This window comes from Streptomyces tibetensis, from assembly GCF_007655005.1.
Lineage (GTDB): Bacteria > Actinomycetota > Actinomycetes > Streptomycetales > Streptomycetaceae > Streptomyces > Streptomyces tibetensis.
Genome location: NZ_SZVW01000013.1, coordinates 81,209 through 106,241 on the forward strand (window position 1 = coordinate 81,209; position 25,033 = coordinate 106,241).

A 25,033-nucleotide genomic window follows, 5' to 3' on the forward strand; every position below is an offset into this window, starting at 1 on the left:
GGGTGCGGGGCGCCGGCGTGAGGTGTCCGGAAGCTCGGCGGAAGGGGTTGAGGGAGCGCTCCCACAGCGGCACGATGCCACCATGACCACATCGCCCACCGTCCGCCCCTACCACCCCGAGGACCGCCCGGCCCTCGACGACATCTGCATCCGCACCGCCCACCGCGGCGAGGACAGCCGCCCCCACTACGCGGACCCTGGCATCTTCCCGGTGACCTTCGCCGCGCCGTACGCGCATCTGGAGCCGGACCTGGCCTTCGTGCTGGACGACGGGCACGGGCGGGCGGTCGGCTACATCCTAGGCACGGCCGACACCCCGCGCTTCGCCGAGGCATTCCGCACCACATGGCTGCCTCTGGTCGCCGACGCCTATCCGGAACCGCCCCGGCCGCCGCGTACCCCGGACGAGGTGATCGCGGGCTTGCTGCACCACCCCGAACGGATGGTTCTGCCCGAACTGGCCGCCTGCCCCGCGCATCTGCATATCGACCTGCTGCCCGCCTGGCAGGGCCGGGGCCACGGCCGCCGCCTGATGCGGACGTTCCTGCGGGCCCTGCAGGACGGGGGAGTCCCGGCCGTGCATCTGATCATGGCGACCGCCAACACTCGGGCCAGGGCCTTCTACGACCGCATGGGCTTCGAGGAGATCGACATCCCCGTGCCGGGTGAGGTCACCTGCCTCGGACGCGCCACCAAGGAACTCGACCGGCTCTGACTGACACGGAAGTGGCGCGATCGCACATTGCCGAGCCGCGGCATCGGGCGCACTCTATGCAAAGTGGGAGCGCTCCCACCTCGAAACATGATCGAAAAACGTGAAACTGAACGCAGGGCAAACCCCCACATCCGAAAGAGGAGATCATGAATTGTCATGGTCATGACTTACGAGCATCCTGGTTCAGGTCCCGTCTGACGCTCGCCCTCAGCGTGCTGGTTGCCGCACTGCTCGGCCTCATTCCGTGGAGCGGCACCGCCGTGGCCCACGGCTCGGTCGTCGACCCGGCCTCCCGCAACTACGGCTGCTGGCTGCGCTGGGGCAGCGACCACCTGAACCCCGCGATGGCCCAGCAGGACCCCATGTGCTGGCAGGCGTGGCGGGCCGACGCCAACGCCATGTGGAACTGGAACGGCCTGTACCGCAACGGTTCCGGTGGGAACTTCCAGGCCGTCGTCCCCAACGGCCAACTGTGCAGCGGTGGCCGTACCGAGGGCGGCCGGTACAACTCCCTCGACGCGGTCGGCGCCTGGAAGACGACGGACATCACCGGCGACTTCACGGTGAAGCTCCACGACCAGGCCAGTCACGGCGCCGACTACTTCCTGGTGTACGTCACGCGGCAGGGCTTCGACCCCACCACCCGGCCGCTGACGTGGAACGACCTCCAGCTCGTCAAGCGCACCGACAGGTACGCGCCCAGCCAGAACTACGAGATTCCGGTGAGCACTTCGGGACGGAGCGGCCGGCACATCGTGTACACGATCTGGCAGGCCTCGCACATGGACCAGACCTACTTCCTGTGTAGTGACGTGAACTTCCGCTGACCTGCGCCGCCCCGCCGGAGGGCGTGTCCGGCGGGGCCCGGGCGGGTTCGGGCTTCATGAGAATTCTCCGAAAGTTTTCGAGGCGAGTGAACACAGCGGCGCTCCCGCACGTATGGGGCGAGGGGATTTTCATGCCCGGCACGCCACAAGCGCAGGAGAGCACCCTTGGGACGCAACACGCGAAGACGCCCTACCGGCCCACGACGCGCGACCTTCGCCGCATTCGCACTGATCCTCGGCGGAGGCGGGCTGATGGCCGCGAACGTCTACGCCTCGGCCACGGACGGTGGTTCGGGCGGTGACTCCGCCCAGACGCGGTCCGGCACGGGGGTCCGGACCGCGGGCGCCACGATCGACTGCCCGGACGTCGGCAGCAAGCTGACCTCGGTCCCCGAGCAGGCGCGGGGGGAGGTCGACAAGGGACTCGCCCTCCTGGACGAGCAGATAGCCAAGGCCTACCAGCGGCTGAGCGAATCGGCCCAGCAGGTGCAGCAGGACCCCGGCTTCGCCGACAGCGCGGTCGTGAACCCGCTCAAGGAGAAGCGGGTCGCGACCCTCGAGCGCATCTCCATCGCCATCGACCGCGTGGGAGACCGCCCCGAAGGGCTCGACGCCCTCGCCGCCTGCACCCTCCAGGACGGCAACAAGCCTCCCGCGCAGGGCGAAGGCGAGGACGCCGACGCAACCGAGCAGCCCGGCCAGGAGCAGGGCCAGGCAGGCCAGGGGCAGCCGAACGGCCAGGGCGCCAACGGCGGACAGGCGGGCAACGGCCCCGTCGCCGCCGACTTCGCGGACATCAAGAGCGTCCAGCCCAATGTGAACGACCCGCGCGAGGAGGGCGGCGCATCCCGCGGTTCCTTCGCCACCAGCTGCGGCGTGAACGAGAACGGGTTGTTCAACTCCGACAACATCATCGCCGCGCCGGGCGTCACCAACGGCGCCCACCACTTCCACGACTACGTCGGCAACCAGTCCAACAACGCCTTCGCCAGCGACCAGGACCTGGCGAAGGCCGAGACCAGCTGCGCCGACCAGGGCGACAAGTCGTCCTACTACTGGCCCGTCGTGCGTCTGCAGAACGGCGCCCAGGAGCAGGACGCCGGCAAGCCCGGCGGTGGCATCGAGGGCAACGCCGGCGAGATCGTGACGCCGAAGCAGGTCACGCTGACGTTCGTCGGCAACCCGCGCGAGAAGGTCACGGCCATGCCGCGGCTGCTGCGCATCATCACCGGCGACGCCAAGTCGTTCGTCAACGGCCCGGCCAACGCCAACGCCTCCTGGAGCTGCACCGGCTTCGAGGACCGGCAGCTGAAGGACAAGTACCCGCTGTGCCCTCAGGGCAGCGACGTCGTTCGGACCTTCAAGTTCCAGAGCTGCTGGGACGGTCGCAACATCGACAGCGCCAACCACCGTACGCACGTGGCGTTCGCGGACGCCGCAGGGAACTGCCCGTCCGGCTTCCGCCCCATCCCGCAGCTCGTCCAGCGCATCGTCTACGACGTCGACGCGCCGAGTCTGCAGGACGGCGGCCGTACGACACCGCTGTTCGCGGTCGACTCCTTCCCGGAGCAGCTGCACAAGCCGGTCACGGACCACGGCGACTTCATCAACATCTTCGACGAGGATCTGATGGGGGAGATGGTCGACTGCATCAACGACGGCCGTAAGTGCGGAGCCGGAGCGGACGGCGGGCAGAACCCCGCACCGGGCGAGGAGCCCGAGGAGGAGCCCACCAAGACGCCGGAGCCCCCGCAGGAGGAGCCGACGAAGACTCCCGAGGCCCCGCAGGAGGAGCCGACGAAGACGCCGGAGCCCCCGCAGGGGGAGCCGACGAAGGCGCCGGAGGCCCCGCAGAACGGCGACGGAGGCGGCAACAAGCCCGGTGACAAGGGCGACGGTGACGACGGCAAGGGTGAGGCCCCGAAGCCCCCGGCGGACAAGCCGGTCCCCGAACCGGAGCCCGGTGACGCGTCCACGGCCCCGGGCACGGCACAGCCCGAGGTGAAGGCGACCGCCTCGGCCGACGGCGGCAACGCCGCCGGGGAGGACGGCGGGCCGAAGGACGATGGCGGCGAGGACGCGGACGGCCTCGGCGAGTCGCAGGCCGTCGGCACGGCGACCAGTGCCGCCCCGACCCCGTCGGCCCCGTCCCGTACCGAGCCCCAGGCGGTCGGCGAGGGCGGCCTGGCCGACACCGGAGCGCAGCTCTGGCCGGCCGCGGCGGGCGCAGTGCTGGTCATCGCGGGCTTCGTCGTCCTGCGCCGGGTACGGCGCGGCTAGAAGCCACGCCCGGACGTGAGCCGTGAACGGCGGCGGGATCCCCACCGGACCCCGCCGCCGTCCCGCGTCCCGGGCCTTGAGCCCGTGCTCCGGCCGCGCGTCCCGCCGAGCTCCTGCTCCGGCCGCGCGTCCCGGGTCGAGCCCGTGCTCCGGCCGCGCATCCCGCCGAGCTCCTGCTCCGGCCGCGCGTCCCGGGCCGAGCCCGTGCTCCGGCCGCGCATCCCGCCGGGCTCCTGCTCCGGCCGCGCGTCCCGGGTCGAGCCCGTGCTCCGGCTCAGCGTCCCGGGCTTGAGCCGTCCTCCGGCCGCGTGTCCCGGGCCGGGCCCGTGCTCCGGCCGCGCATCCCGCCGAGCTCCTGCTCCGGCCGCGCGTCCCGGGTCGAGCCCGTGCTCCGGCTCAGCGTCCCGGGCTTGAGCCGTGCTCCGGCCGCGTGTCCCGGGCCGGGCCCGTGCTCCGGCCGCGCATCCCGCCGAGCTCCTGCTCCGGCCGCGCGTCCCGGGCGGGCCCTGCTCCGGCTCAGCGTCCCGGGCCGAGCCCCTGCTCCGGCCGCCTGTCCCGGGCCAAGCCCGTGTTCCCGACGCGCATCCCGCCGAGCTCCTGCTCCGGCCCCGCGTTCCGGCCCGCGCCCCGGCCCCGCGCCCCGCCCCCCGTGTTCCGGCACCCTTCGACGGCCGCCGAAGGGTCCACCCTCTAGCGTGACCCCATGAACCTCACCGGGAGTGGCACGAGTGGCGGAGCGGCGGCGTGACACCGTGGGAGATGGCCGCCGTGCTCGCCGCCGGCACGGGCGCCGGAGCCGTCAACGCCGTCGTCGGCTCGGGAACGCTGATCACCTTCCCGGTGCTGCTGGCCGCCGGACTGCCCCCGGTCACCGCCACGGTGTCCAACGGGCTGGGCCTGGTCCCCGGTTCCGTCACCGCGGTCCTCGGCTATCGCGAGGAACTGCGCGGTCAGGGCAGGCGCGTCCTGCTGCTCGGCATCGGCGCCGTACTGGGCGGCCTCACGGGCGCCGTACTGCTGCTGACCCTGCCCGCGTCGGCGTTCGAGCGGATCGTGCCGATCCTGGTGGGCCTCGCCCTCATCCTGGTCGCGTGCCAGCCCTGGATCGCGAAGAGGGTGCGCCGCCGTCGTGAGACGGGGAGCAGCCCCGTGCGCCGTGACGGCGGATTCTTGCTGTTCACCGGGTTGACGCTGGCCAGCGTCTACGGCGGCTACTTCTCCGCCGCGCAGGGCATCATCTACGTCTCCCTGATGGGCATGCTGCTCGACGAGACGCTCCAGCGGCTCAACGCCGTGAAGAACGTGCTGGCCGCCGTCGTCAACACCGTCGCCGCCGTAGTGTTCCTGTTCTTCGCCCACTTCGACTGGACGGCCGTCCTGCTCATCGCCGCCGGATCGGCGCTCGGCGGTCTGGTCGGAGCCAGAACGGGACGCCGCTTCAGCCCCGCCGTCCTGCGGACCCTGATCGTGTCGGTCGGCACCGTCGCCCTCGTCCACCTGGTGCTGCACTGACCGCGGCCGCCCCTCATCGCAGCAGGGCCCGTTCGGCCCGGCGCGTACGGCGGACGCCCGGGGAGGGAGGTTCTCAGCCCTCCCGGCCCGGGCGCCCGGTGGAGATCAGCGGCGGCGCCGCTGGTCCCCTTGCTCGTCGGTCCCCTCGGTTTCGATACGTTCCTTGCGGACCTCGCCGGTGACGGTCTCCTCCTCCGTGACTTCCTCGGTGGTCAGGCGGACCCGCTCCTTCGGCACGGCCCTGGTCTCCACCACCGGCTGCTCTTCGTACAGCGTGACGTCGTGTTCCGCCTCGGTGATGTCCGGTCCGGCCATCGCCCTGTCCCGGTTGGTTTCGGTGATGGGCTCCCGCTCGACGCGGACCTCTTCGTGGCGTACGGGGACGGTGTACTGCTGCTCTTCGGTGACGACGTACTTGCGCAGCCGCGCCCGGCCGGCCTCATGGCGTTCGACACCGACGTGCATTTCCTCCTCGGACCGCGTCATCGCGTCGTCGGCGGCGCCGGTTGTGCCGGTTGTGCCGGTGGTGCCGGGCGCCTGGCCGGTACCGGAGTGCGGGCCCTGCCAGGCGGCGTCCCAGTCGATGCCGTAGTACTGGTACAGGCGCTGCTCCTCCTGTTCGGACAGGTGGCCGCCGGCATCTATGTCGACGTTGGGCGCGTCCTTGACCTGGTCCTTGGCGTACGGCACTTCGAGGTGGTCCTCGACGAGGGCCGCATCGTGGATGGGTACGAAGGACTCGCTGGTGCCGAACAGGCCCGTCCGTACGCTGACCCACTCGGGCTCGCCGGTCATGTCGTCGAAGAAGACGTGCCTGGCGTCGCCGATCTTGTCGCCCCTGGCGTCATGGACCGGGTGGTCCAGCACGGTGGCGATCTGCTCTCGGGTGATCATTGCGATATCTCCTGAAATCTTCATATGGGCGGTCGGCCGACGGGCTCGGGCTGTGCTTGTCTCCGAGTGCGGCCGGTCGGGCGGCGGGGTGCCTACGGTCCGGGGCTGCCGGTCTGCCCGCGTGCCTCCCCCGCCGTGGTCTGTGCGGAGCGGCGGGCCTGGTCGGTGACGTGCCCGGCTTGTTCTCCGGCCTGTTCCTTGGTGGCGCGGGCGGCTTCGGACGCGGTGTCCTTGACCTCCTGGGCGGCCTCGCGGCCGGCCTGGGTGGCGTCTTCCTTCAGTTGCTGCGCGGACTCCAACGCGGCCTGCTTCACCGGCTCGACGGCCTCTCCGGCCCGCTCTGCCGCCTGCTCCTCGGCCTGCGAGGTGGGCAGCAGTGAGGCGGTCAGCAGTCCCGCGCCGAAGGCGATCAGGCCGGCCGCGAGCGGGTTGCCCTGCGTCTGCCGCATCGCCTGCTCAGGGGCCTGCCGTGCCGCCTCTCCGGCCTGCCCGGCGGCCTCACGTGCGGTGCCGACGGCCTTTCCGGCGGCCTGGCGCGTGGTGTCGGCGGCCTGACCGGTGGATTCCTGCATCGACCGGGCGGCCTGCCTGGTGCGGCCGGTGGTCTGCCCGGTGATCTCCGAGGCGCTGCCCATCACCCGCTCCCTGACCCCGTGCAGAGCGCCGCGGGCGCGCCGGGTGCGACGCCGGACGATCCGGCGGGGGCGGGCGCGGTCGGCCAGCCGGGAGACGTCCTCGGACAGTCTCTCCCGCGTGGTTTCGATGTCGGCCCTTATCTGGTCGGGTGCCGTGCCCATTGCATGTCCTCCTTCAGTGTCTGCATGGTCTGCTCCGGCTTCGGCGACACGGTGCGCATCTGCGCGCGGCCCCGTCGGTAGAGGACCAGGCCGATCACGGCCCACAGGCCGGTGACGATCAGCGCGGCCCATCCAAGGTCCATGACGTTGGCCAGGGCGAACGTCGCCGCCAGGCTCAGGAAGACGGCCACCATGTACCCGGCGAACCCGGCTCCGCCGAACATCCCGGCCGCCTTGCCCGCCTTGGTGGCCTCTTCCCGGATCTCGGCCTTGGCCAGTTCCGCCTCCTGGTGCAGCAGCTGCTGCACGTCCGACGTCACCGTCGAGAGCAGCTCCCCCACCGAGCTGTCCTCCTCGCCGCGGTGCTTCGGAGCGTGTCGGTACGGGGCGTGGGGCGTGAGCGACGACATCTCACGCCTCCCCGTGACCCGGCAGCTCCTGCGGCGCCGCGTCCTCGGGCAGGGTCCGGGTGCCGGAGGTGCTCGACTGCGCCGACCGGTCCGAGCCGGAACCGTTGGCCTTGCTGCCGGCCTTGGCGAGCCGTCCCACGGCGAACCCGGCCACGACCGCTCCGCCGAGGAAGGCGCCGGGGCGCCGGCGGGCGAAGTCCTGCAGATCGTCGACCACTCCGCCCACGCCCCGTGCGTCCAGGTAGTCGGCGGCCCGGTGACCGCGGTCGGCCGCCTGCGTCACGAGGCTCCTGGCGGGCGAGTCCGTGTCGGAGCTGTCCGCGAGACCGGACAGATCGTCCGCCCACTGCCGCATGACCTTTGCTCCCCGCCGCGTCTGGTTCTCGGCCTCCTCGGTGACCCGCGTCCGCAGGTCACCGGCCATCGCGCCGGCCTGGGCCCTGGCCTCATCGGTGACGGCTCTGACCTGTTCGGTGGCCGTGCCCACGACCTGACTCGCCCCTTCTCTGGCCTGACCGGCCGTGGCCGACGCCTCCTGTTTCGCCGTCCGGCCGGCCTGCTGGGCACGACCGGTGCTCTCGTTCGCCATCTCGCTCATGGTGTTCTCCCTCAGGCACCGCCCGTGGATTCGGTCTCTAAGGACCGGAGCGCCGCGGCGACGGCATACGCCGTCCACCTCCGCGCGTCGACGCGTCCGGCCGGATGCGGGGGCTCGCGGCCGGCTCTTCTCGCTCCGGCTGCCGTCCCACGCGCACCCTCCTCGATTAACCACACCCACTAGGCCAAAACAGTAAAAAGGGATATTTCGGGCCGAGGTGTTCGGGGTGAGGCGCGAAGCCGTCGCAAGCAGCCGATGCCGTGGGCGAGTTGAAGAAGCGGGCGGAATTGCGTTTCAGTGAGACGCCGAACGCGAGCCGGCCTGTGCTCCCTCGGCGTCGATGTGCGGCACCACCCGGTCCAGCCACCGCGGCATCCACCAGGCGTGCCGCCCGAGCAGCGTCATCACGGCCGGCACCATGAGCAGCCGTACGACGGTCGCGTCGATGAGCACGCTGACGGCCAGGCCGAGACCGAGCATCTTGACCACGATGTTGTCGCTGAGGAGGAACGCCGCGAACACGCTCACCATGATCAGGGCGGCACAGGTGATGACCCGGGCCGTGATCTCCAGGGCGTGCGCGACCGACCCCTTGGCGTCCCCGGTGCGGAGCCAGGCCTCATGCACACGCGACAGCAGGAAGATCTCGTAGTCCATGCTGAGGCCGAAGACGATGGCGAACATCATCATCGGCACGTAGCTCTCGATGGGCACCTTGCCGTGGACCCCGAGGGCGGGTCCGCCCCAGCCCCACTGGAAGACCGCGACGACCACCCCGTACGACGCGGCGATCGACAGCACGTTCAGGACGGCCGCCTTGACGGCGACGAGCAGCCCCCGGAACACGGCCAGGATGATCAGGAACGCCAGACCCACCACGACGGCGATGATCACGGGCAGCTGGGAGGCGACGATGTCACGGAAGTCGACCTGTGTCGCCGTCGTACCGGTGACGTACCCCTTCGCGTCCGTGCCCTGGACCGCGTCCGGCAGCGTGTCGTCGACGAGACGGTTGGTCAGGTCCGTGGTCGTGGCGTTCTGCGGGGACTTGGTCGAGTAGACCGTGCCGGTCAGGATGTCGCCGTCCTGCGTGGGCGTCAGGGGAGTGACGACGGCGGCGCCCTGGACCTCGTCGAGCGACTGCTGGGCCTTCGAGGCCAGGGCGGAGCGCTGCGACTGGGGCACGTTCGTCTGGTCGATGACGACCGTCAGCGGGCCGTTCGAGCCCGGCCCGAAGGCGTCGGACATGAGGTCGAACGCCCGTCGGTCCGTGAAGGACGTCGGATCGGCGCCGTCGCCGATGTGCCCGAGCTGGATGGAGAACAACGGGATCGCGAGGACCACGACCACGGCGACACCCGCCGACAGGAACCACAGCGGTCTGCGCTCCACCCGCTGCGCGTACCGGTGCCAGGTGCCCTGCGGCGTGTCACCCGCCCCCGCTTCGGTCTCGGCGATGGGAGGGCGCACGTGGAAGCGGTCGATGTGCCGGCCGATGAAGCCGAGCAGGGCCGGCACCAGGGTGAGCGCGCCGACGACGGCCGAGACGACGGTGACGGCGGCGGCCACACCGAGCAGGGAGATGAAGGAGACCCCGGACGCGGACAGGCCTGCCAACGCGATGATCACCGTGCAGCCCGAGACGAGAACGGCATGGCCGCTGGTGCTCGCGGCCTGACCCGCGGCCCGCACCGGGTCGATGCCGTCGATGAGGTTCTGCCGGTGCCGGGTGAGCATGAACAGCGCGTAGTCGATGCCGACACCGAGGCCGATCATCGTGGCCAGGGTCGGAGAGACCGTCGCGAAGGTGAAGGCCGCCGCCAGCAGCCCGAGGATGGCGAGACCACCGACGACGCTGATCAGCGCGCTCAGCAGCGGGACGACGGCGGCGATCACGCTTCCGAACCCGACCAGCAGCACGATGACCGCCACGCCGAAACCGATCAGCTCGCTCACCCGGTCGTCGGCGGACGGCCGGGCGAGCTCGCCGAGCGGTCCGCCGTACTCGACCTCCGCCCCGGCCGACCGCAACGGCTGCACGGCGCTGTCGACCCCGTTGAGGTAGTCGTCGCCGAGCGTCGAGGGCTGCACGTTGAAACGGACGGTGATGTAGGCCGTCTTCTTGTCGTCCGACAACGGCCCCACGTTCTGCTGACCGCTCGGCGTGGCCGGCGCGGACAGCGGATTCTGGGCGGACAGCACGTGCGGGAGCTTTTCCAGATCGGCGACCGTGGTGGACATCTGGGAACCCAGCGCGGTCAGCGGCTGCTGGTCGTCGTGCATCACGATCTGGCTGCTGTAGCCGCCGGCCTGGGGATCGTGCGCCTTCAGCACGTCCAGGCCCTTCTGGGCCTGCGCCTGCGGCAGGCTGAAGTTGTCGGAGTACGCCCCCCCGAATTCACGGCTGATGACCTGCAGTGCCACCAGTGCCACCAGCCAGGCGATGATGACGATGACGAAGTGGCGTGCGCACCACTCGCCCAGCCGCCGCAGCACACCCCCGCGCACGGCCTTCTGGTCCCCTCCACCGGTGCGGCTGTGCGGCATGGACGTCGTCTCCTGTGTCGGCCGGGAGGTCAATGCCGTCCATTAGATGCACGTGGGATCACTCGGGCCTTTCAGGCACGCGGACACCGCGAGACTCCGGGCGCCCGTTCCCCCGAAAGGCCCGCCCCCGTGAACGGGGCTCGCCTCCCGCCCGCCCCAGTACCCCCGAACCGAGCGCCACCCCGAGCCCCACCAGTGCGCTGCCCGCCGCCTGGGGGAGTCCGTAGGAGCCCGTGCCGACGAGCGGTGCGGTGCAGGCCGCCGCGACCGGGATGAGGCCGGAGAACAGGGTGGCGCGTTCCGCGCCGATCCGCCGCATGCCCATGTACCAGCACACGAAGCCGACCACGGTGACCACCACCGCCTGCCACAGCAGCGCGGCCGTCTCGACGCCGTCGGGCCGTCGCAGCCACCCGCCCCCGTCGACCAGCAACCCGATCGCCGCCGACTCCAGCGTGGCGACGGCGCACACGACTGCGGACAGCAGCCGCGGCCCGAGCGGCCGCAGCACGGGGACCGCGAGCACGGCGAACCCGACCTCCCCGGCCAGGGCACACACGGAGAAGGCGATGCCCACGCCGTCCGTGCGCCCCCAGCCCTGGACGGTGAAGGCGCCGACAGCCACGAGCAACGCGCCGTACAGCACCGTGCGTTGCGGCCCGCGCCCGTCCAGCAGGGGGACGAGCACGGCGACGGCCACCGGCGCACAGCCCACGAACACGCCGGGCACCGCCGGTTCCGCCGTGCGCTCGGCGGCGATGACGGCCAGGTTGAATCCGACCATGCCGACCGCCGAGAGCAGGGCGAGACGGCCCCACTGGCGGGGTGTCAGGGCTCGCAGCCGGTCGGCAGCACCCTTCCAGGCCACCGGGAGCAGTAACAGACAGGCCAGCCCGTAGCGCAGGAACTGACCGCCCGCGTACGGGTAGTCGCCCAGCACGCTGTTGGCCGTGAAGGACCCTCCGACGAGGACGCAGGCGAGCGCGGCGAGCAGGGATCCGCGCGTGGTCGTGGCGTTCATGGGGGTGACGCTAGGCAACCGGGCGGCCCGGGAAGGAGTCCACTTCCGTGCCTGCTCGGTGGACCACTTTCCCGGGCCGCTGCGTCAGCCGATGTGGTAGCTGTCGCCGTAGACCTTCCAGTCCAGCGGCGGGGTGAGATCGAGGTTGCGCCGGTTCAGGAAGACGCGCTGGGCGGTGTCGACCCGGCTCGTGTCGCTGTGTGCCTCCTCCTGTCTCATGGCCCACACCCGTGCGTCCAGGAAGGCGTGGAGGTACGTCACCTCGTCACCGCCCTGCGCCGGCGGCTTCGCCGTCCGCAGGGCCCGCCTGCGGATGTTGCGGAAACTCGTGGGGTCGCCGCCGTCGCCGTGCATGACGATGGCGTCGTAGTAGGCGAACTGGCCCAGTACCCGCAGCCCGTCGGCCCTCCCCTGCCGGACCGCCGGGTCGAAGTACACCCGGTCGCGCTCGTCGTCCTGGGCGCGCCGGAACTCGGCGTCCCGCGCCGCCCGGCGCCAGTCGCCGGGGAAGGAGGGGTCGAGTCCGGCGTGCGAGTCGGAGCCGTCGACCTCGCGCAGGGCGGGCAGGTATCTCGCGAGGGCGTTGCCGGGCTTGCGGGCGGTGTAGAGCTCGACGAGGTCCAGCATGTCGCCGGTGCCGGAGCAGAAGCCGATGATGCCGGCGGTGTAACCGCGGCCGTCGCCGATGTCCTCGATGTACTGGTACTGCGCCCTCCAGTCGAGCGAGGAGTTCTCCGCGCTCGACACGAGCTGCATGGCGATCTCCTTCTTCGCCGGGTCGTCGAGCCCGGCCGCGGCCACGGAGGCCGTGGCACGCGGCGGCTTCAGGAACGGGGTGGTCGCGAGGGCCGCGCCGAACAATGCCAGGACGGTACGGCGGCCGGCCGGGGCAGAGGGGTGTCTCACGGTGCCTCCAAGCAGAGTGGGGGGTTGGAAGAGCGGGCCGTGCAGAACTGATAGGAAGGTTTCCTATCACTGTGAAGACGCAAGGGAAACAGGCGGGTTGGAAGTTCGTAGGGTCGAACAAGCCGGTTCGCGCCTCGCGACCACGCGCACCATCGCCCTGAGGGACGGCCGCCCGCTCACGGACGAACAGCCGGCTACCCCTCGCCGGACACCGGTGGCAGCGCGACTTCCACCGCCGCTCGGCGCCACGGGAACCAACAGCAGGCCTCGCACGTCAACTCAGTGCCCGCCAAGGGCCGAACGGTCGGACCGACCAGCCGGAGAGGGGAATCGCCGTGGACGAGGCGACGTCGCAGCAGGGGAGCGAGGCGGAGAGCGCCGCCCGCCGGGCACGCTTCGGGGCACTGCCGGAGCCGGTGCGCGTGGAGGACATGGTCGAGGAGCGGGCAGCCAGCGTGCCCGACCCGGCGCGCACCGCGTACAACCAGGACGAATGGCTCGTGCGCTACTGCCTGTGAGGCCCCGTCGGGCGGGCCGCCAGGATCTGTCGCGAAAGTGGCGTCGCGCGGCAGGCGCCGCTTTCGCAACAGACCCTCAGGAGGCGCTCCTCGCGCCCAGGTCGCACAGCCACCGCACGACGTCGTCGGCGTCCTGGGCGCGGGCGATGTCGAGCGGGGTCATGCCGTCGTAGCCGCGCCAGTCGGGGTCCGCGCCGTGCTGGTGCAGGTACTGCGCGGTCGCCAGCCGCCCACCGTGGCAGGCGCCCCAGAACGCGCTGGTGATCTCGTCCGGTGACGGCGGCTGATCCGCCTCGACGTAGGCCCGGACCCGGTCGAGCAGCCCGAGCGTGGCCGCGTCCTGCAGGGTGACGCGAGCGCCGTGTTCGATCAGCCGGTGGGCGGCACGCCACTGGCCGAATCCCCGGGCGTCCGCGAGCGGAGTACCGCCGCCGATCACCGCACCGGGCGCTTCGATGTCGGCCCCCGCTGCGATGAGCGCGTCCAGCACGGGCACATCGTTGCTGCTGGCCGCCCAGTGCAGTGGCGTCTCCTCGTGCGCCCCGGCGAAACGGGCGCGGGGGTCGGCTCCGGCGGCCACCAGGGCCGCGACCACCTCGGGACCGCGGGGGAAGTGCCCCGGCCAGTCGGTCGCGATGTGCAGCAGACTGCGCGTGCCCGTGCCGTCCTCACCCTCTTCGGTGATGCGCACCGTGGCGAGGCCGGGATGCTCGGCCAGCAGGTGACGGAGCCCGGGCAGATCTCCGGCCCGGATCGCCTCCGTGACGGCGACGGCCAGCGGGTCCCGCGATGTCAGCGTCTGCAAGCCGGCCTCCCCATGCCGTCCAGGGTTCCCGATTCTGCCAGCAGACGTCCGCCGGCACGGCCACCTGTGCGAAACCGCCGGTACGGCCGCCTGTGCGAAACCGCCGGCACGCGGTCGCCGACCGTCCGACGGCCAGGCCCCGAGCCTGCACATCCACCCGCAAACCGGGCACCCGTCGGACGACATGCCCGCACGCTCGGCCAGGCGTAGCGTCCGGGGTAGGAGCGGGAGGACATCATGCCCGGGAGCAAGGAGCACTCCGGCGGCTCCGGATCGCCGGACGATGCCCTGGGGATCGCGCTGGCCGACACCGTGCGCGGTACAGGCGCCTCGATCGGCGGCCTCTACCTCATCGAGGAGGCGGAGCCGGTGCTGCGCCTGGTCGCGCTGTGCGGTCTTCCGGTGGCCTTCAGCGCCCCCTGGCAGCGGCTGCCCCTGACCGCACCCGTCCCGGTCACCGACGCGATCCACGACGACGCGCTGGTCAGCATCGCCGGCCAGGACGAGATGGCCCGCCGGTACCCCCGGGCCGCCGCCGTCCTGCCCTACCCGTTCGCCCTGGTCGCCGCCCCGCTGACCGGGGTACGACGCTCCTGGGGCGGTCTCGTGCTGATGTGGCCCGCCGGCCGGCCGCCCCGGGTCACACCACGCGAACACGGTCACATCACCTCCAGCGCCCGCCGCATGGCCCGCCTCCTGGACGACGCCACCCGGCCGCCGTCCCTGCCCGACCTGCCGCGCGTCGTCCCCGTCGACGCCACCCGCCACCCCGCGCAGACCGGTCTGGCCGCCGCCGACTACCTCGAACGCCTCCCCGAGGGCGCCCTGGCCCTCGATCTGGAGGGCCGCATCACCTTCGCCACCGCCACCGCGGCACGACTGCTCGGTCGCGGCGCGGACCGTCTCCTCGGCACCCGTCCCTGGCACTCCCTGCCCTGGCTCGACGACCCCGTCTTCGAGGACCACTACCGGACGGCGATCGTCAGCCGTGCTCCGGTCTCCTTCACCGCGCTCCGCCCGCCGGACCAGCCGCTGACCTTCCAGCTCTACCCCGACACCAGCGGCATCAGCGTCCGCGTCCTGCCGAGCGCGGAGCATGCCGAGCACGCGCCGCCCACCGGTGCAGGGCCGCCTGTGGCCGCACCGACGGGACGCCTCTACCAGCTCGTGCACCTGGCCGCCGCGCTCACCGAGTCGGTGACCGTGCGCGACCTCGTCGCGCTGATCGCCCACCAGATCCTGCCCGCCTTCGCCGCCCAGGGCCTGGTGCTGTCCAGCGTCGACGCGGGCCGGCTGAAGATCATCGGCCACCACGGCTATCCGGCCGACGTCATGGAGCGGCTCGACGCCCTGTCCCTGGACACCGACCTCACCCCCGCCGGTCAGGTCCTCGCCAGCGGCACCCCCGCCTTCTTCGCCGGCCCCGGCGAGCTGGCCGCAAGCTACCCCGGAGCACCCCAGATCAGCGGCAAACAGGCCTGGGCGTTCCTCCCTCTGGTCATCTCCGGCCGGCCGGTCGGCTGCTGCATCCTGTCCTACACCCGTCCGCACACCTTCACCGCCGACGAACGTGCCGTCCTCACCTCGCTGTCCGGCCTGATCGCCCAGGCCCTCGACCGCGCCCGGCTCTACGACACCAAACACCGGCTCGTGCACGAACTGCAGCGCGCCCTGCTGCCCCGGGCCCTGCCGCGCCTGCCCGGCCTCGACGTCGCCGCCCGCTACCTGCCCGCCGGCCACGGCACCGAGGTCGGCGGAGACTTCTTCGACGTGCTGCGCCTGAACGACACGAGCGCGGCCGCCGTGATCGGCGACGTCGAAGGCCACAGCGTCGCCGCCGCCGCCCTCATGGGCCAGGTCCGCACCGCCATCCACGCCCACGCCACCGCCGGCGCCGCACCAGGCCAGGTCCTCGCCCGCACCAACCGGCTCCTGGCCGACCTCGACTCCGAACTGCTCGTCTCCTGCCTCTTCGTCCATCTCGACCTGGGCCGCCACCAGGCGTCCCTCGCCAGCGCGGGACACGTGCCGCCTCTGCTGCGCCAGGCCCGGCATCCCGCCGGCGTCCTCGACGTGGAGCCCGGCCCGCTGCTGGGCATCGACACCGGCACCGACTACCCGGTCACCACCGTGCCCCTGCTCCCCGGCACCACCCTCGCCCTGTACACCGACGGCCTGGTCGAACTCCCCGGCACCGACGCCACCCGCACCACCACCGACCTCGCCGCGCACCTGGACACCGCCGACGGCCACGACCTGGAACGGCTCATCGACCGGCTCGTCCGCCACACCACCCCCACCGGACAGCACACCGACGACATCGCGGTGCTCCTCCTGCGCGCCTCCCGGCTGGGCGACGGTCGGGCGTGAGCCGTCAACCCCGGTCAGGGGAAGCGGAGGTGACCCGCCGGGCCACGTCGCGCAGCTTGAGGTTGTGGTCCTGGGAGATGCGCCGCAGCACACCGAAGGCCTCGTCCTCGCTCAGCTCATGGCGTTCCATCAGGATCCCCATGGCCTCACCGATGGCGTGCCGGGTCTCCAGCGCGTGCTCCAACTGGTCCACGGTTCGGGCCGTGGCCAGCGCCACCGCGGCATGGGAGGCGAGCAGCCAGCCCGCGGCCTCGATGTCCTCGCCGAAGGCCCCGGGACGGCGCGAGTAGAGGTTCAGCGCACCGAAGTCCTCCTCGTGGGTGTAGAGCAGGACACCCGTCATGCTGCCGATCCCGAGGTCGCGGGCCGCCCGGCTGTACCGCGGCCAGGACGGCTGCGGCCGGGTCATGTCGGCGATCCGGAACAGCCGCTCCCCGTCCACGCGACGTGCGGCGTCGAAGCACGGCCCCTCACCGAACTCGCCCTGCAACCGGTCCGACTCCGCGACCATGTCACCGCACACGGAAAGGGTCACGGCCCGGCCCTTCGAGACCGCCAGGATCCCGGCGGCGTCGCAGCCGTCGATCACCTTCACCGCCGACGACGAGATCGCGTCCAGCGTCGCCTGGAGCGAATCCTGCGCGCCCAGTTCCCTGGCGAGCCGCGCCATCTGCTCGGCGTACCGTTGCCACTCCACCGCAACCACCGTCCTGCTCGCCGGTCCCGACCACCGTACTCCGTGCCGCTTCGTACGGCCGTTCGTTCGTTCGCCCTTTCGGACGGGTGTCGGGGCGGCCCGCCCGGGGTGCGGAACCGCGATCACCGGTACGCCGTGAGCAGCAGTGCCACGTCGTCCGGCCGCTCCCGGGCCTGCCGGGCCGTGCCCACCAGCCGGTCGGCGAGGTGCTCCACCGAGTCCGCCGGGGTCTCGGACAGACGGCGGCGGACCGCGTCGATGCCCGACTCGATGTCGCTGCCGGGCCGCTCGACCAACCCGTCGGTGTACAGGGCGAGCACGCTGCCGGGGGCCAGGGTGAGCGCGGTGACGGGGTACACCGAGTCGGGCTGCACGCCCAGCATGACGCCGCCCGCGAGATCCAGTGTCTCGGCCCGCCCGTCGGGGTGGCGCAGCAGCGGCGGGGGATGGCCGGCCCGCACGGCCAGGGCCCGTCCGGTGACCGGGTCGAGTTCGATGTAGCAGCAGGTGGCGAAGACGTCCGACTCCAGCTCGCTCAGCAGCCGGTTGGTGTGCGTGATGACCTCCTGCGGTGGGCGCTCGCTCGCCGCGAAGGCGTGCACCGCGCTGCGCAGCTGCCCCATCACCGCGGCGGCGCCGACACTGTGGCCTTCGACGTCCCCGATGACCAGGGCCACGCCACGTCCGGTGGTGATCACGTCGTACCAGTCGCCGCCGATCGCCATGCCCTGCGTGCCGGGCAGATAGCGGCCGGTGGTGCGCAGGCCCTCGACGGAGGGCAGCCGGTGCGGCAGGAGTCCCTCCTGGAGGCCACGGGCGACGGCGGACTCCGAGTCGTACAGCCGTGCCCGTTCCATCGCCTGGGCGGCCAGGCCGCTCAGCGCGGTGAGGGCGGACCGCTCGTCCGAGGTGAACCGGTGTGGGGCGTCCCAGCCGAGGATGCAGGACCCGACGGAGCGCCCGGAGGCGATCAGCGGCAGGAACGACCAGGCCTGCATGCGGTCCAGGGTGATGCCCGGATAGGCGAGGGAGAGCTCCTCGGGCGACTCGAAGAACAGGGGGAGCCGCGTGGTCAGCGCGTGGACGCCGGGCAGCTGCGTGTCGAGGGTGACGCCCTCGAACGGGGTGAGGAAGCCCTCCGGGTAGCCCGACTCCCACAGCAGGTACATCCGGCCCTCGCGGACGGTGTAAAGGGCCAGCTCCCGGACGCCGAAGGCGGGCAGCAGCTGCTCCGACACGGCCCGGCAGACGTCCAGCACGGTGACCGCCTCGGTGAGCACGCTCGCCATCTGCACCACGTGGTAGAGCGCTCCGGCCCGCGCGGACGCCACCGGTCCGGGCGGCGGCGCGACGGCGCCGAGGCCCCAGGTGGCGCCAAAACCGGCTTCCGGCCCCTGCTCGGCACCGGTGGGCGGCCCGGTAGGGAAGACGCGGCCGGTCAGCCCGTGCACGTCCGGGTAGAGCACGAAACTCAGCCAGTTCCCGTCGGGCCTGCGGACCAGGAAGGAGACCTGTTCCTGCGACAGCATCGCCGCCCGGTAGCGGTCCTCGTACGCGGGATCCCGGAGCCAGGTGACCACCTCCCACGGGTAACGGCCGAAGAGGTCCTCCCGGCCGGAGCCGAGCAGTTCCTCGCAGCGCCGGTTGGCATACGTCAGGCGGCCGTCCTGGTCCAGGGAGAAGAGCCCGTCGGGCAGCCGCTCGGCGGCTTCGGCCGCGGTGAGTCCGCCGCCCGCGTCGACGAGGGCGCCCACCAGGATCCGCGCGGATCCGGCGCCGCCCTGCACGAGATGGCCCCACAGCTCGACCGGCCGGTAGCCGGTCTTCTCCTCGCCCCGCGACTCGTCGCGGACCCGGAAGTGCCGGGACCTGACCCGGCCGTCGGCCAGCGCGTCGTGCCGGCTCTCGCGCAGTTCGTGCAGGTCGTCGGGGCTGACACGGGCCTCGATGTCCGCGATGGTGCCACCGTAGGCCGACCGGTCCAGGCCGAGGAGCGCGAGGGCGTCGTCGTCCGCCGTGCAGCGGTCGCTGTCCAGGTCCCAGTCGATGAGCCCGACCCGGACCGGGTGGGCGGCCGAGGTGGGCAGCCGCACGCTGATCGGCTCGTCGTCGTACTCGACGTGGTGTGCGGCGGAGTCCGGGCCCGCCCGGCCCGCGACCAGGCGGTCGAGGCGCTCTTCCATGGCCCGCTCGGCGGGGCGCAGCGCGAGACCGACCGCTTCCCCGTCCATCGGGGCCCGGGCCGCCGAGCGCAGCACGACCAGTACGCCGACCGCCTCGCCGCCGGTCCGGACGGGCTGGTAGGCGGAGCCGAAGGGGTAGGGGAGACCGGCTGTGAAGTGCGGGAAGCGGACCATGGTGGCGTGCTCGTCCGGCAGCCACAGCGTCTCGTCGCGGCGGTAGGCCTCCGCCATGGGCAGGGCACCGCCCACGGGCACCCGCCACCAGCTCCTGAGCAGCGAACGGGGCACCCCGGTGATCATCGCCAGCACCAGCGAGCGCCGGTCGCGGGAGCGCAGGTAGACCAGCCCGCCGTAGCCGTCGAGGTCCCGCACGGCCTCCACCAGTGGGGCCGTCAGGGCATCCTCGATCCGGCCCGTGTCCTCGCCCGGGACCCGGCCCTCAGCCCCGTTCCGGCTCGGGCCGACGGCTGACCGCGGCCCGTCCGGTACGGCGGCTGCCTCATCCATGTCGCGTCCTCCCGGTACGGACGCACCGGACACCAATCGCTTCCCACCAGGATGTGCCATGGTCGGCGCTCCGGCGCGGCAAGTGCAACCTTTTGGTCCGCCCGGCCGTCTCAACCGGCATCAGCCACATGCAAGCCTCGGGGGCGGCAATGGTACGTATCAGAAGAGCATGCGCGACTCTCGCACTCGTGGGCGCCACGGTGGGCGTGGCGGCCATCCCGGCCGGCGCCGCACCGGTGGCCGGCCCGCAGTCCACCACCCGGGCCACGGCGTGCCCGACCGGCTGGGGAAGCCTCGCCGAGACCGACGCCGGCGTAGGCGTCGCACCGATGACCGACGTCAGGACCGGTCGTCACACCTGCTTCGACCGGATGGTCATCGACGTGCCCGGCGCGGGCAGCGGCGTCGGGTACACCGTCCAGTACGTCGACAAGCTCTACCAGGACGGCTCGGGCCGCTACATCGCCGTGTCCGGCGGCGCCGTGCTCGAGGTGCGGGTGACCGCGCCCGCCTACGACCCGGAGACCGGCGCGGCCACCTATCCCGGCCAGGTGGCGCGCCCCCTGCCGGGCGTGGACCTCACCGGTTACCGCACCTTCCGGGACACCCGGTTCGCCGGCAGCTTCGAAGGGGATACCCAGATCGGTCTCGGCGTCCGCGCGCGGCTGCCCTTCCGGGTGCAGCAGCTGGACGACCGTGTCGTCGTGGACGTCGCCCACAGCTGGACCGCCACGGGCTGACGGCCACGGGCCGGCCGCACGGCGCCCGGCTCTCAGGGGCCGGGCGCCCAGGTCTCGGGCGGCCGTCCTCAACCGCCGCGCAACCGGCCCACTTCCTCGAGCATCCGGGCCGCCGCACCTGCCAGCCGGGGCCGGCCGCGGACGAAGCGACGGGCGGCCCGGGCGGGCTCGCGGCCCAGCCAGTGGGCGGCCCCGCCCGGCACCGGCCGCACCACCGCTCCTTCGTACACACGCAGGTCACGGGTCTTGAGCGACTCCTTGTAGCGGGCCGGGCCGCTGCCCAGGTCGACGGTCTCGATGCCGTCGGCCGCAGCGGCCTCCAGCATCCGCAACTGCAGCAGCAGGCCGGGGGAGTACTTGGCGTACGCGCGGTCGTAGGCCGGGAACCACCAGGACAGCACCGTGCGCGAGCGCAGCCCCAGGTGCGCGGCGACGGGTCGTCCGGCGGCGTACAGCACGGACAGCACGCCGCGGCACTCCGGCTCCTCGCTCTCCCCGAGCAGCCTCACCAGCCGGGTGATCCACTCCTGCGCGAACCGGTCCCGCCGGCCGGTCCGCCGGTACTGCGCCGACTTCCATTCCATCAGCGCCCGCAGCGCCGCCGGGTCCCGGGCGTCGTACACGAACCGCACCTCGCCGACCTGCCGGGCCAGCCTGCGCTCCTTGGCCAGGATCTGTCTGAGGAAGCCCGGCGACCGCGCCCGCAGACGTTCCGTGTACGCCGCGAAGCCCTCGCCGATGTCGACGACCGGGGAGGCGAGTTCCTCGACCGCGTGCGGCACGAACACCCCCTGACCGGCTTCGAGGTTGTCGAACTCGAAGGACGACAGCCCGCAGACCCGCAACAACCGCCGGGCGTCCAGCTCGACCCCGGGGCGCAACACGGCCCCCTGACTGTCGGACACCCCCAGGCCGATGGCCCGGCCCCGCCCCAGCACCCCCGCCTCGTAGGGGAAGAACCCCACCGGGGAACCGTCGTCCAGCAGCACCGCCACTCTGGCCCCCGGCCTGACCTGCCCCACCGCCACGGTGAAGGCCGGGTCGAGAAAGGGATTCGCCGGTGCGCCGGACTCCGTCCGGATCTCCCGCCACATCTTCTGGTCGCTCGGGCCGAGTTCGTCCGGCCTCAGAACGAGAACGCGCTTTCCAGGCAACTCTGCCTCCTGTGTCATCGGCATGGGGACACACGAAGGCCTGCACATCACCGCGATTCGGCACCAGGGCAGTACTCAGGCCGCACGGCGCAGGCCCTTGTCGTACTGCCGTCGCTCAGCAGCGGAACGTCTGCAACCTTTCGGTGCTCGGGGCGGATCCGGCCGCTCCCGGACACGGGCTCGTTGCCGCCGCACGCAGATCCGTACCGCCGCGGCCCACCACGGCCGCCCCGGTCACCACCGGGCTCACCCCTGCCGCCCCCGTGGCCCGCGGTGTGCGCGCCGCGAGCTGCCGAACCGACGGCTCGTCCTCACAGGGACACGACTCTCCGGCCCCTTCGGCCGCGGCGCTCGAAGCGGCGCCCGCAGCCGTCGCGTCCACCGCCGCCGCGACCGTCACGGGCGGACGCCCGTGGCCCGCGAGCCCAGGAACGACGAGTTGCAGCAACAGCAGGCAGGTCACCAGACCCACCACCGCTGCCCAACGCCGCCGTGCCATCAGACCCCTGACCTGCGTTCCGGTGGGGGAGTACGGAGTGGACTCGACCTCAGGGCCGGCGCCGGACCAGACCCCCCGACACGGCCGGCTGCGCTTCCAGTAGGCCGAGCCCGGCTCCGCCCCGTCAAGCCCTGGTGTGACGATTCGTCCCTCTCGGCCGGTTGCCGCCGGAAATCCGACGGAAAGCGCTGGCTCCTGACGGGTGCTCAGTCGCCGGCGCCCAGCACCTCACGCGGCTTCGGCGCCCGCAGGTCCAGCGGCTCGTCGAAACCGCTGAACGCCGTGGTGGTGTGCTGCGCGGCGCTCTTGTACACCGTCTTCAGCAGATACGGTTCGCCCTCGTCGGCCACGTAGAAGGTGTACGTCCCTTCTTTGTCCGCCTTGTCGGTGACGATCAGTTCGACGGCCTTCGTGTTTCCGACGCGCGCGGATCCGCCCTTCTTCGCCGTGCCGAACGAGTCGAAGGGCCGGGTGCAGGAGGTGAGTCCGTCGCCGCCCCTGGAAGCCGGGGTCACGGGCGTCCTCACCCACAGCTTCTGCTCGCCGGTGACGCCGAGGTTGTTCTTCCACTTGCGCAGATAGGCCCGGTTTGGGCGGACGTAGTCGGTCTTGCCCAGACGGATCTGCTCCAGGGCGCCACCCCCGGACCAGGTGGTCTTCGACCTGCACCGGCTCTCCAGGTCGGTCACGAGGTGGCTGGTGACCGTGCCGCCGCTCGTGGTGCGGTTGGTGATGTCCACGGTGACGGTGTCCAGCTTCCGCATCCTCGCGTTGGCCTCGTCGAGGATCTCGCCCGCGGACCTGTCCTCGCCGGAGCCGCCGGCTCCGCACCCGGCCAGGGCCGCCCCCGCCAGCAGGCAGAGCGCGGTCGTCGTCAACGTGGCCATGGCCCGCACGGAGCCCCCCTGTCGGTCGTGTCGGCCGGTGATCAGCCAGGGGAGCTTACCCGCCCTGACCGGTGGCCCTTGGCCAGCCCAGGCGGCTGTAGGCCCGGTTGGAGAAGTTGGTCGACGCGGAACCCATGCCGCCCAGGCGATCACCCGCTCCTGATCGCACGCGACCACCGTCGAGGTCGTCTCCCACTCGCCGAACCGCTCGTGCAGGCTCTGGCCGACGAATCGGGCCCCTACGGCCGGTCTCGTCGCACCCCCGGTCCACCGCGCGGACTGCGGCTCGTCGTTCATCTCGGGCATCCGCGTCACATCGGCACCAGCGCCCACACCCTCCCGGAGGGGCGGCGACCCATGGCGTCACCTCCACCGTCGGTTGGTCCGCGTACCGTCCGCCCGTCGACTCCATCGCGTGCCGGCCTCCTCGTCGGCAAGGACTGTAGCCATGAGGTTGCGTAATGAGACTCACCAGGTCAAGCGGTGGGAGGTTGAAGAGGGATGAGTGACCGTGCCGATGTGACCCGGTGCGCGGAACCACGCCCGCTGGGCCGCGTACGCTACCGGTGGCTCCGCCCCGGGGATCTTCACGTCCGACGTGACCGGCGGTGGGGGAGCCGTCCAGGAAGACGGTGGTGGAGCCGACGCGTCGGCGGGCACCATGGTCACGGCGGGGCGCGGTCGTCAGGGCCCGCCCGCGCCGGCCTTCGAGCGGAGGGACGAGATGGGATCGGCGATGGACGAGCGGTTTCACCGCCGGCAGCGATGGGCCGCCCGGGGCGCCCTTGCCGCGGCCGCGCTGGCGGCGTTGCTGCCGCTCGTCTCCGGCGGCCTGCGAGGGCTGCTGCTGCTTGTGGCGGGCCTCGCGGGGCTCGCCGTGACCGCGGCCGCGCTCTGGTGGGTTTTGTCCCGGCGGGGAGTGGTCCGTATCGCGTCGGCCGCGCTGGCCGTCGTCGCGCCCGTCGGCCTCATCACCCTCTTCGCCACCGCGAATCTGCTCTGGGTGGTCTTCCTGTCCCTGCTCCTGTGGTGCGGGGCGGTCTGGAGCGGCCGCTACGCCCTGCGCAGCACGGGCCTGCGGGCCGTACGGGTCAAGGAGTACCGCACACCGCCGCCACTGCGCCCCTTCCTGCTGCTCAATCCGCGCTCCGGGGGCGGCAAGGTCGAGAAGTTCAACCTGCAGGAGAAGGCCGAGGCGTTGGGCGCCCAGGTCGTGCTGCTCGACCCGGACCAGTACCAGGACGTCACCGCCCTGGCCAAAGCCGCCGTGGCCGACGGAGCCGACCTCCTGGGCGTCGCGGGCGGCGACGGTACCCAGGCTCTGGTCGCCGCCGTCGCCGCGGAACACGGTCTGCCGTTCCTCGTCATCGCCGCCGGTACGCGCAACCACTTCGCCATGGACCTGGGTCTGGACCGGGACGACCCCGCCCGCTGCCTCGACGCCCTCACCGACGGTGTCGAACTCCGCGTCGACCTCGGGTTCGCCGACGATCGCCCGTTCGTCAACAACGCCTCGTTCGGCGTGTACGGGGCGGTGGTGCAGAGTCCCGGCTACCGCGACGGCAAGGTGGGCGCTGCCCTGGAGCGCCTGCCCGACCTGCTCAGCCGGCAGAGCGGTCCGCGTCTGACGGCCACCGCCGACGGCACCACCGTCGCCGACCCGCAGGCCATCCTGGTCAGCAACAACGCCTACCGCATGGACGACCCTTTCGGCTTCGGCCGGCGCGAGCGGCTCAACTCCGGGCGGCTGGGCGTGCTCGCCGTCCGTGTGGACAGTGCCGTGGAAGCGGCCGAACTGCTGCTGTCCCCGCGCCCGGAGGGGCTCACGGTGCTCACCGCCCAGCGCGTCGTCGTCGACGCCGACGAGGCGGAGCTGGAGGTCGGTCTCGACGGTGAGGCGCTCATCATGCCCGCCCCCGTCCACTGCCGCATCGCACGCCGCGCCCTGCGCGTCCGGGTGCCCCGCGACCGTCCGGGAGTGCCCGAGGCGCCCCCACGCCTCGACTGGCGCCGGCTGCGGAAACTGGCGGCCGCGGTGGGCCGCACCGCCGCCCCCACGCGTTCCCGGCACACCTGAGCGCCCACACGGCGCTCACGCAGGAGGTCCCCCATGCCACGCGGCACGGGGGACCTCCTGCGTCACGCCGTCGGTCACGCCCCCTATGT

20 protein-coding genes are annotated in these 25,033 nt (G+C 72.3%); 8 read left to right on the plus strand and 12 right to left on the minus strand.

Annotated elements, in window-relative coordinates; genetic code table 11:
* Window positions 1-82 precede the first annotated feature (82 nt).
* The 4 genes from FDO69_RS22500 (at window position 83) to FDO69_RS22515 (ending at window position 5,334) form a co-directional block, all read left to right on the plus strand.
* Window positions 83-715: a GNAT family N-acetyltransferase gene (locus FDO69_RS22500; RefSeq protein ID WP_104781661.1), complete on the plus strand. Its 633-nt coding sequence runs from the start codon at window positions 83-85 to the stop codon at window positions 713-715.
* Window positions 716-861: 146 nt separating this feature from the next.
* Window positions 862-1,542 (plus strand): lytic polysaccharide monooxygenase auxiliary activity family 9 protein, encoded by a 681-nt coding sequence (locus FDO69_RS22505; RefSeq protein WP_104781662.1) that lies wholly within the window; start codon window positions 862-864, stop codon window positions 1,540-1,542.
* 252 nt (window positions 1,543-1,794) lie between these two features.
* Window positions 1,795-3,822 carry a DUF1996 domain-containing protein gene (locus tag FDO69_RS22510; protein WP_104781663.1) on the plus strand — a complete coding sequence of 676 codons (2,028 nt, stop codon included), beginning with the start codon at window positions 1,795-1,797 and terminating at the stop codon, window positions 3,820-3,822.
* Window positions 3,823-4,566: 744 nt separating this feature from the next.
* Window positions 4,567-5,334 carry a sulfite exporter TauE/SafE family protein gene (locus FDO69_RS22515; protein ID WP_104781665.1) on the plus strand — a complete coding sequence of 256 codons (768 nt, stop codon included), beginning with the start codon at window positions 4,567-4,569 and terminating at the stop codon, window positions 5,332-5,334.
* 105 nt (window positions 5,335-5,439) lie between these two features.
* Here FDO69_RS22515 and FDO69_RS22520 read toward each other — a convergent pair whose 3' ends face one another.
* From FDO69_RS22520 to FDO69_RS22550, 7 genes are all read right to left on the minus strand, one after another.
* Window positions 5,440-6,228, minus strand: a complete 789-nt coding sequence (locus FDO69_RS22520; RefSeq protein ID WP_104781666.1) for a DUF2382 domain-containing protein — start codon at window positions 6,226-6,228, stop codon at window positions 5,440-5,442.
* Between the two features lie 92 nt (window positions 6,229-6,320).
* Window positions 6,321-7,025: a DUF3618 domain-containing protein gene (locus FDO69_RS22525; RefSeq protein WP_104781667.1), complete on the minus strand. Its 705-nt coding sequence runs from the start codon at window positions 7,023-7,025 to the stop codon at window positions 6,321-6,323.
* Complete coding sequence (locus tag FDO69_RS22530; RefSeq protein WP_104781668.1) at window positions 7,001-7,435, minus strand: phage holin family protein; 435 nt, start codon at window positions 7,433-7,435, stop codon at window positions 7,001-7,003. Before FDO69_RS22530 ends, FDO69_RS22525 begins: the two co-directional genes overlap by 25 nt.
* A gap of 1 nt (window position 7,436) precedes the next feature.
* A complete protein-coding gene (locus FDO69_RS22535; protein WP_234388034.1) occupies window positions 7,437-8,033 on the minus strand; it encodes a hypothetical protein in 597 nt (198 codons plus the stop codon).
* Window positions 8,034-8,327: 294 nt separating this feature from the next.
* Complete coding sequence (locus tag FDO69_RS22540) at window positions 8,328-10,580, minus strand: MMPL family transporter (protein ID WP_104781669.1); 2,253 nt, start codon at window positions 10,578-10,580, stop codon at window positions 8,328-8,330.
* Between the two features lie 58 nt (window positions 10,581-10,638).
* Complete coding sequence (locus FDO69_RS22545) at window positions 10,639-11,601, minus strand: DMT family transporter (RefSeq protein WP_104781670.1); 963 nt, start codon at window positions 11,599-11,601, stop codon at window positions 10,639-10,641.
* A gap of 84 nt (window positions 11,602-11,685) precedes the next feature.
* A complete protein-coding gene (locus FDO69_RS22550; protein WP_104781671.1) occupies window positions 11,686-12,507 on the minus strand; it encodes a chitosanase in 822 nt (273 codons plus the stop codon).
* Window positions 12,508-12,842: 335 nt separating this feature from the next.
* On the opposite strand from FDO69_RS22550, the gene FDO69_RS22555 reads away from it, so the two are divergent.
* A complete protein-coding gene (locus FDO69_RS22555) occupies window positions 12,843-13,025 on the plus strand; it encodes a hypothetical protein (RefSeq protein WP_104781672.1) in 183 nt (60 codons plus the stop codon).
* Window positions 13,026-13,101: 76 nt separating this feature from the next.
* Here FDO69_RS22555 and FDO69_RS22560 read toward each other — a convergent pair whose 3' ends face one another.
* Window positions 13,102-13,830: an ankyrin repeat domain-containing protein gene (locus FDO69_RS22560; protein WP_234388035.1), complete on the minus strand. Its 729-nt coding sequence runs from the start codon at window positions 13,828-13,830 to the stop codon at window positions 13,102-13,104.
* Between the two features lie 237 nt (window positions 13,831-14,067).
* On the opposite strand from FDO69_RS22560, the gene FDO69_RS22565 reads away from it, so the two are divergent.
* Window positions 14,068-16,200: a SpoIIE family protein phosphatase gene (locus FDO69_RS22565; protein ID WP_104781674.1), complete on the plus strand. Its 2,133-nt coding sequence runs from the start codon at window positions 14,068-14,070 to the stop codon at window positions 16,198-16,200.
* Between the two features lie 4 nt (window positions 16,201-16,204).
* Here FDO69_RS22565 and FDO69_RS22570 read toward each other — a convergent pair whose 3' ends face one another.
* Complete coding sequence (locus tag FDO69_RS22570) at window positions 16,205-16,897, minus strand: GAF and ANTAR domain-containing protein (protein WP_104781675.1); 693 nt, start codon at window positions 16,895-16,897, stop codon at window positions 16,205-16,207.
* Between the two features lie 122 nt (window positions 16,898-17,019).
* Window positions 17,020-19,587, minus strand: a complete 2,568-nt coding sequence (locus tag FDO69_RS22575; protein WP_104781676.1) for a SpoIIE family protein phosphatase — start codon at window positions 19,585-19,587, stop codon at window positions 17,020-17,022.
* Window positions 19,588-19,736: 149 nt separating this feature from the next.
* Here FDO69_RS22575 and FDO69_RS22580 point away from each other — a divergent pair, with 149 nt between their 5' ends.
* Complete coding sequence (locus FDO69_RS22580; RefSeq protein ID WP_104781677.1) at window positions 19,737-20,327, plus strand: AMIN-like domain-containing (lipo)protein; 591 nt, start codon at window positions 19,737-19,739, stop codon at window positions 20,325-20,327.
* A 68-nt stretch (window positions 20,328-20,395) separates the two neighbouring features.
* On the opposite strand, the gene FDO69_RS22585 is transcribed toward FDO69_RS22580, so the two are convergent.
* Both FDO69_RS22585 and FDO69_RS22595 read right to left on the minus strand, forming a co-directional pair.
* Complete coding sequence (locus FDO69_RS22585; RefSeq protein WP_104781829.1) at window positions 20,396-21,499, minus strand: GNAT family N-acetyltransferase; 1,104 nt, start codon at window positions 21,497-21,499, stop codon at window positions 20,396-20,398.
* A gap of 687 nt (window positions 21,500-22,186) precedes the next feature.
* Window positions 22,187-22,867, minus strand: a complete 681-nt coding sequence (locus tag FDO69_RS22595) for a hypothetical protein (protein WP_104781831.1) — start codon at window positions 22,865-22,867, stop codon at window positions 22,187-22,189.
* A gap of 724 nt (window positions 22,868-23,591) precedes the next feature.
* On the opposite strand from FDO69_RS22595, the gene FDO69_RS22605 reads away from it, so the two are divergent.
* A complete protein-coding gene (locus tag FDO69_RS22605) occupies window positions 23,592-24,944 on the plus strand; it encodes a diacylglycerol/lipid kinase family protein (RefSeq protein ID WP_104781832.1) in 1,353 nt (450 codons plus the stop codon).
* Window positions 24,945-25,033: the final 89 nt, after the last annotated feature.

Excerpts from the sequence above, each read along its gene's own strand:
- FDO69_RS22575 (WP_104781676.1), bottom strand. The coding sequence starts at position 19,587 with ATGGATGAGGCAGCCGCCGTACCGGACGGGCCGCGGTCAGCCGTCGGC.
- FDO69_RS22585 (WP_104781829.1), bottom strand. The coding sequence starts at position 21,499 with ATGACACAGGAGGCAGAGTTGCCTGGAAAGCGCGTTCTCGTTCTGAGG.
- FDO69_RS22595 (WP_104781831.1), bottom strand. The coding sequence starts at position 22,867 with ATGGCCACGTTGACGACGACCGCGCTCTGCCTGCTGGCGGGGGCGGCC.
- FDO69_RS22540 (WP_104781669.1), bottom strand. The coding sequence starts at position 10,580 with ATGCCGCACAGCCGCACCGGTGGAGGGGACCAGAAGGCCGTGCGCGGG.
- FDO69_RS22580 (WP_104781677.1), top strand. The coding sequence starts at position 19,737 with ATGGTACGTATCAGAAGAGCATGCGCGACTCTCGCACTCGTGGGCGCC.
- FDO69_RS22500 (WP_104781661.1), top strand. The coding sequence starts at position 83 with ATGACCACATCGCCCACCGTCCGCCCCTACCACCCCGAGGACCGCCCG.
- FDO69_RS22605 (WP_104781832.1), top strand. The coding sequence starts at position 23,592 with ATGGGATCGGCGATGGACGAGCGGTTTCACCGCCGGCAGCGATGGGCC.
- FDO69_RS22520 (WP_104781666.1), bottom strand. The coding sequence starts at position 6,228 with ATGATCACCCGAGAGCAGATCGCCACCGTGCTGGACCACCCGGTCCAT.
- FDO69_RS22510 (WP_104781663.1), top strand. The coding sequence starts at position 1,795 with ATGGCCGCGAACGTCTACGCCTCGGCCACGGACGGTGGTTCGGGCGGT.
- FDO69_RS22535 (WP_234388034.1), bottom strand. The coding sequence starts at position 8,033 with ATGAGCGAGATGGCGAACGAGAGCACCGGTCGTGCCCAGCAGGCCGGC.
- FDO69_RS22505 (WP_104781662.1), top strand. The coding sequence starts at position 862 with ATGAATTGTCATGGTCATGACTTACGAGCATCCTGGTTCAGGTCCCGT.
- FDO69_RS22525 (WP_104781667.1), bottom strand. The coding sequence starts at position 7,025 with ATGGGCACGGCACCCGACCAGATAAGGGCCGACATCGAAACCACGCGG.
- FDO69_RS22530 (WP_104781668.1), bottom strand. The coding sequence starts at position 7,435 with ATGTCGTCGCTCACGCCCCACGCCCCGTACCGACACGCTCCGAAGCAC.
- FDO69_RS22545 (WP_104781670.1), bottom strand. The coding sequence starts at position 11,601 with ATGAACGCCACGACCACGCGCGGATCCCTGCTCGCCGCGCTCGCCTGC.
- FDO69_RS22565 (WP_104781674.1), top strand. The coding sequence starts at position 14,068 with ATGCCCGGGAGCAAGGAGCACTCCGGCGGCTCCGGATCGCCGGACGAT.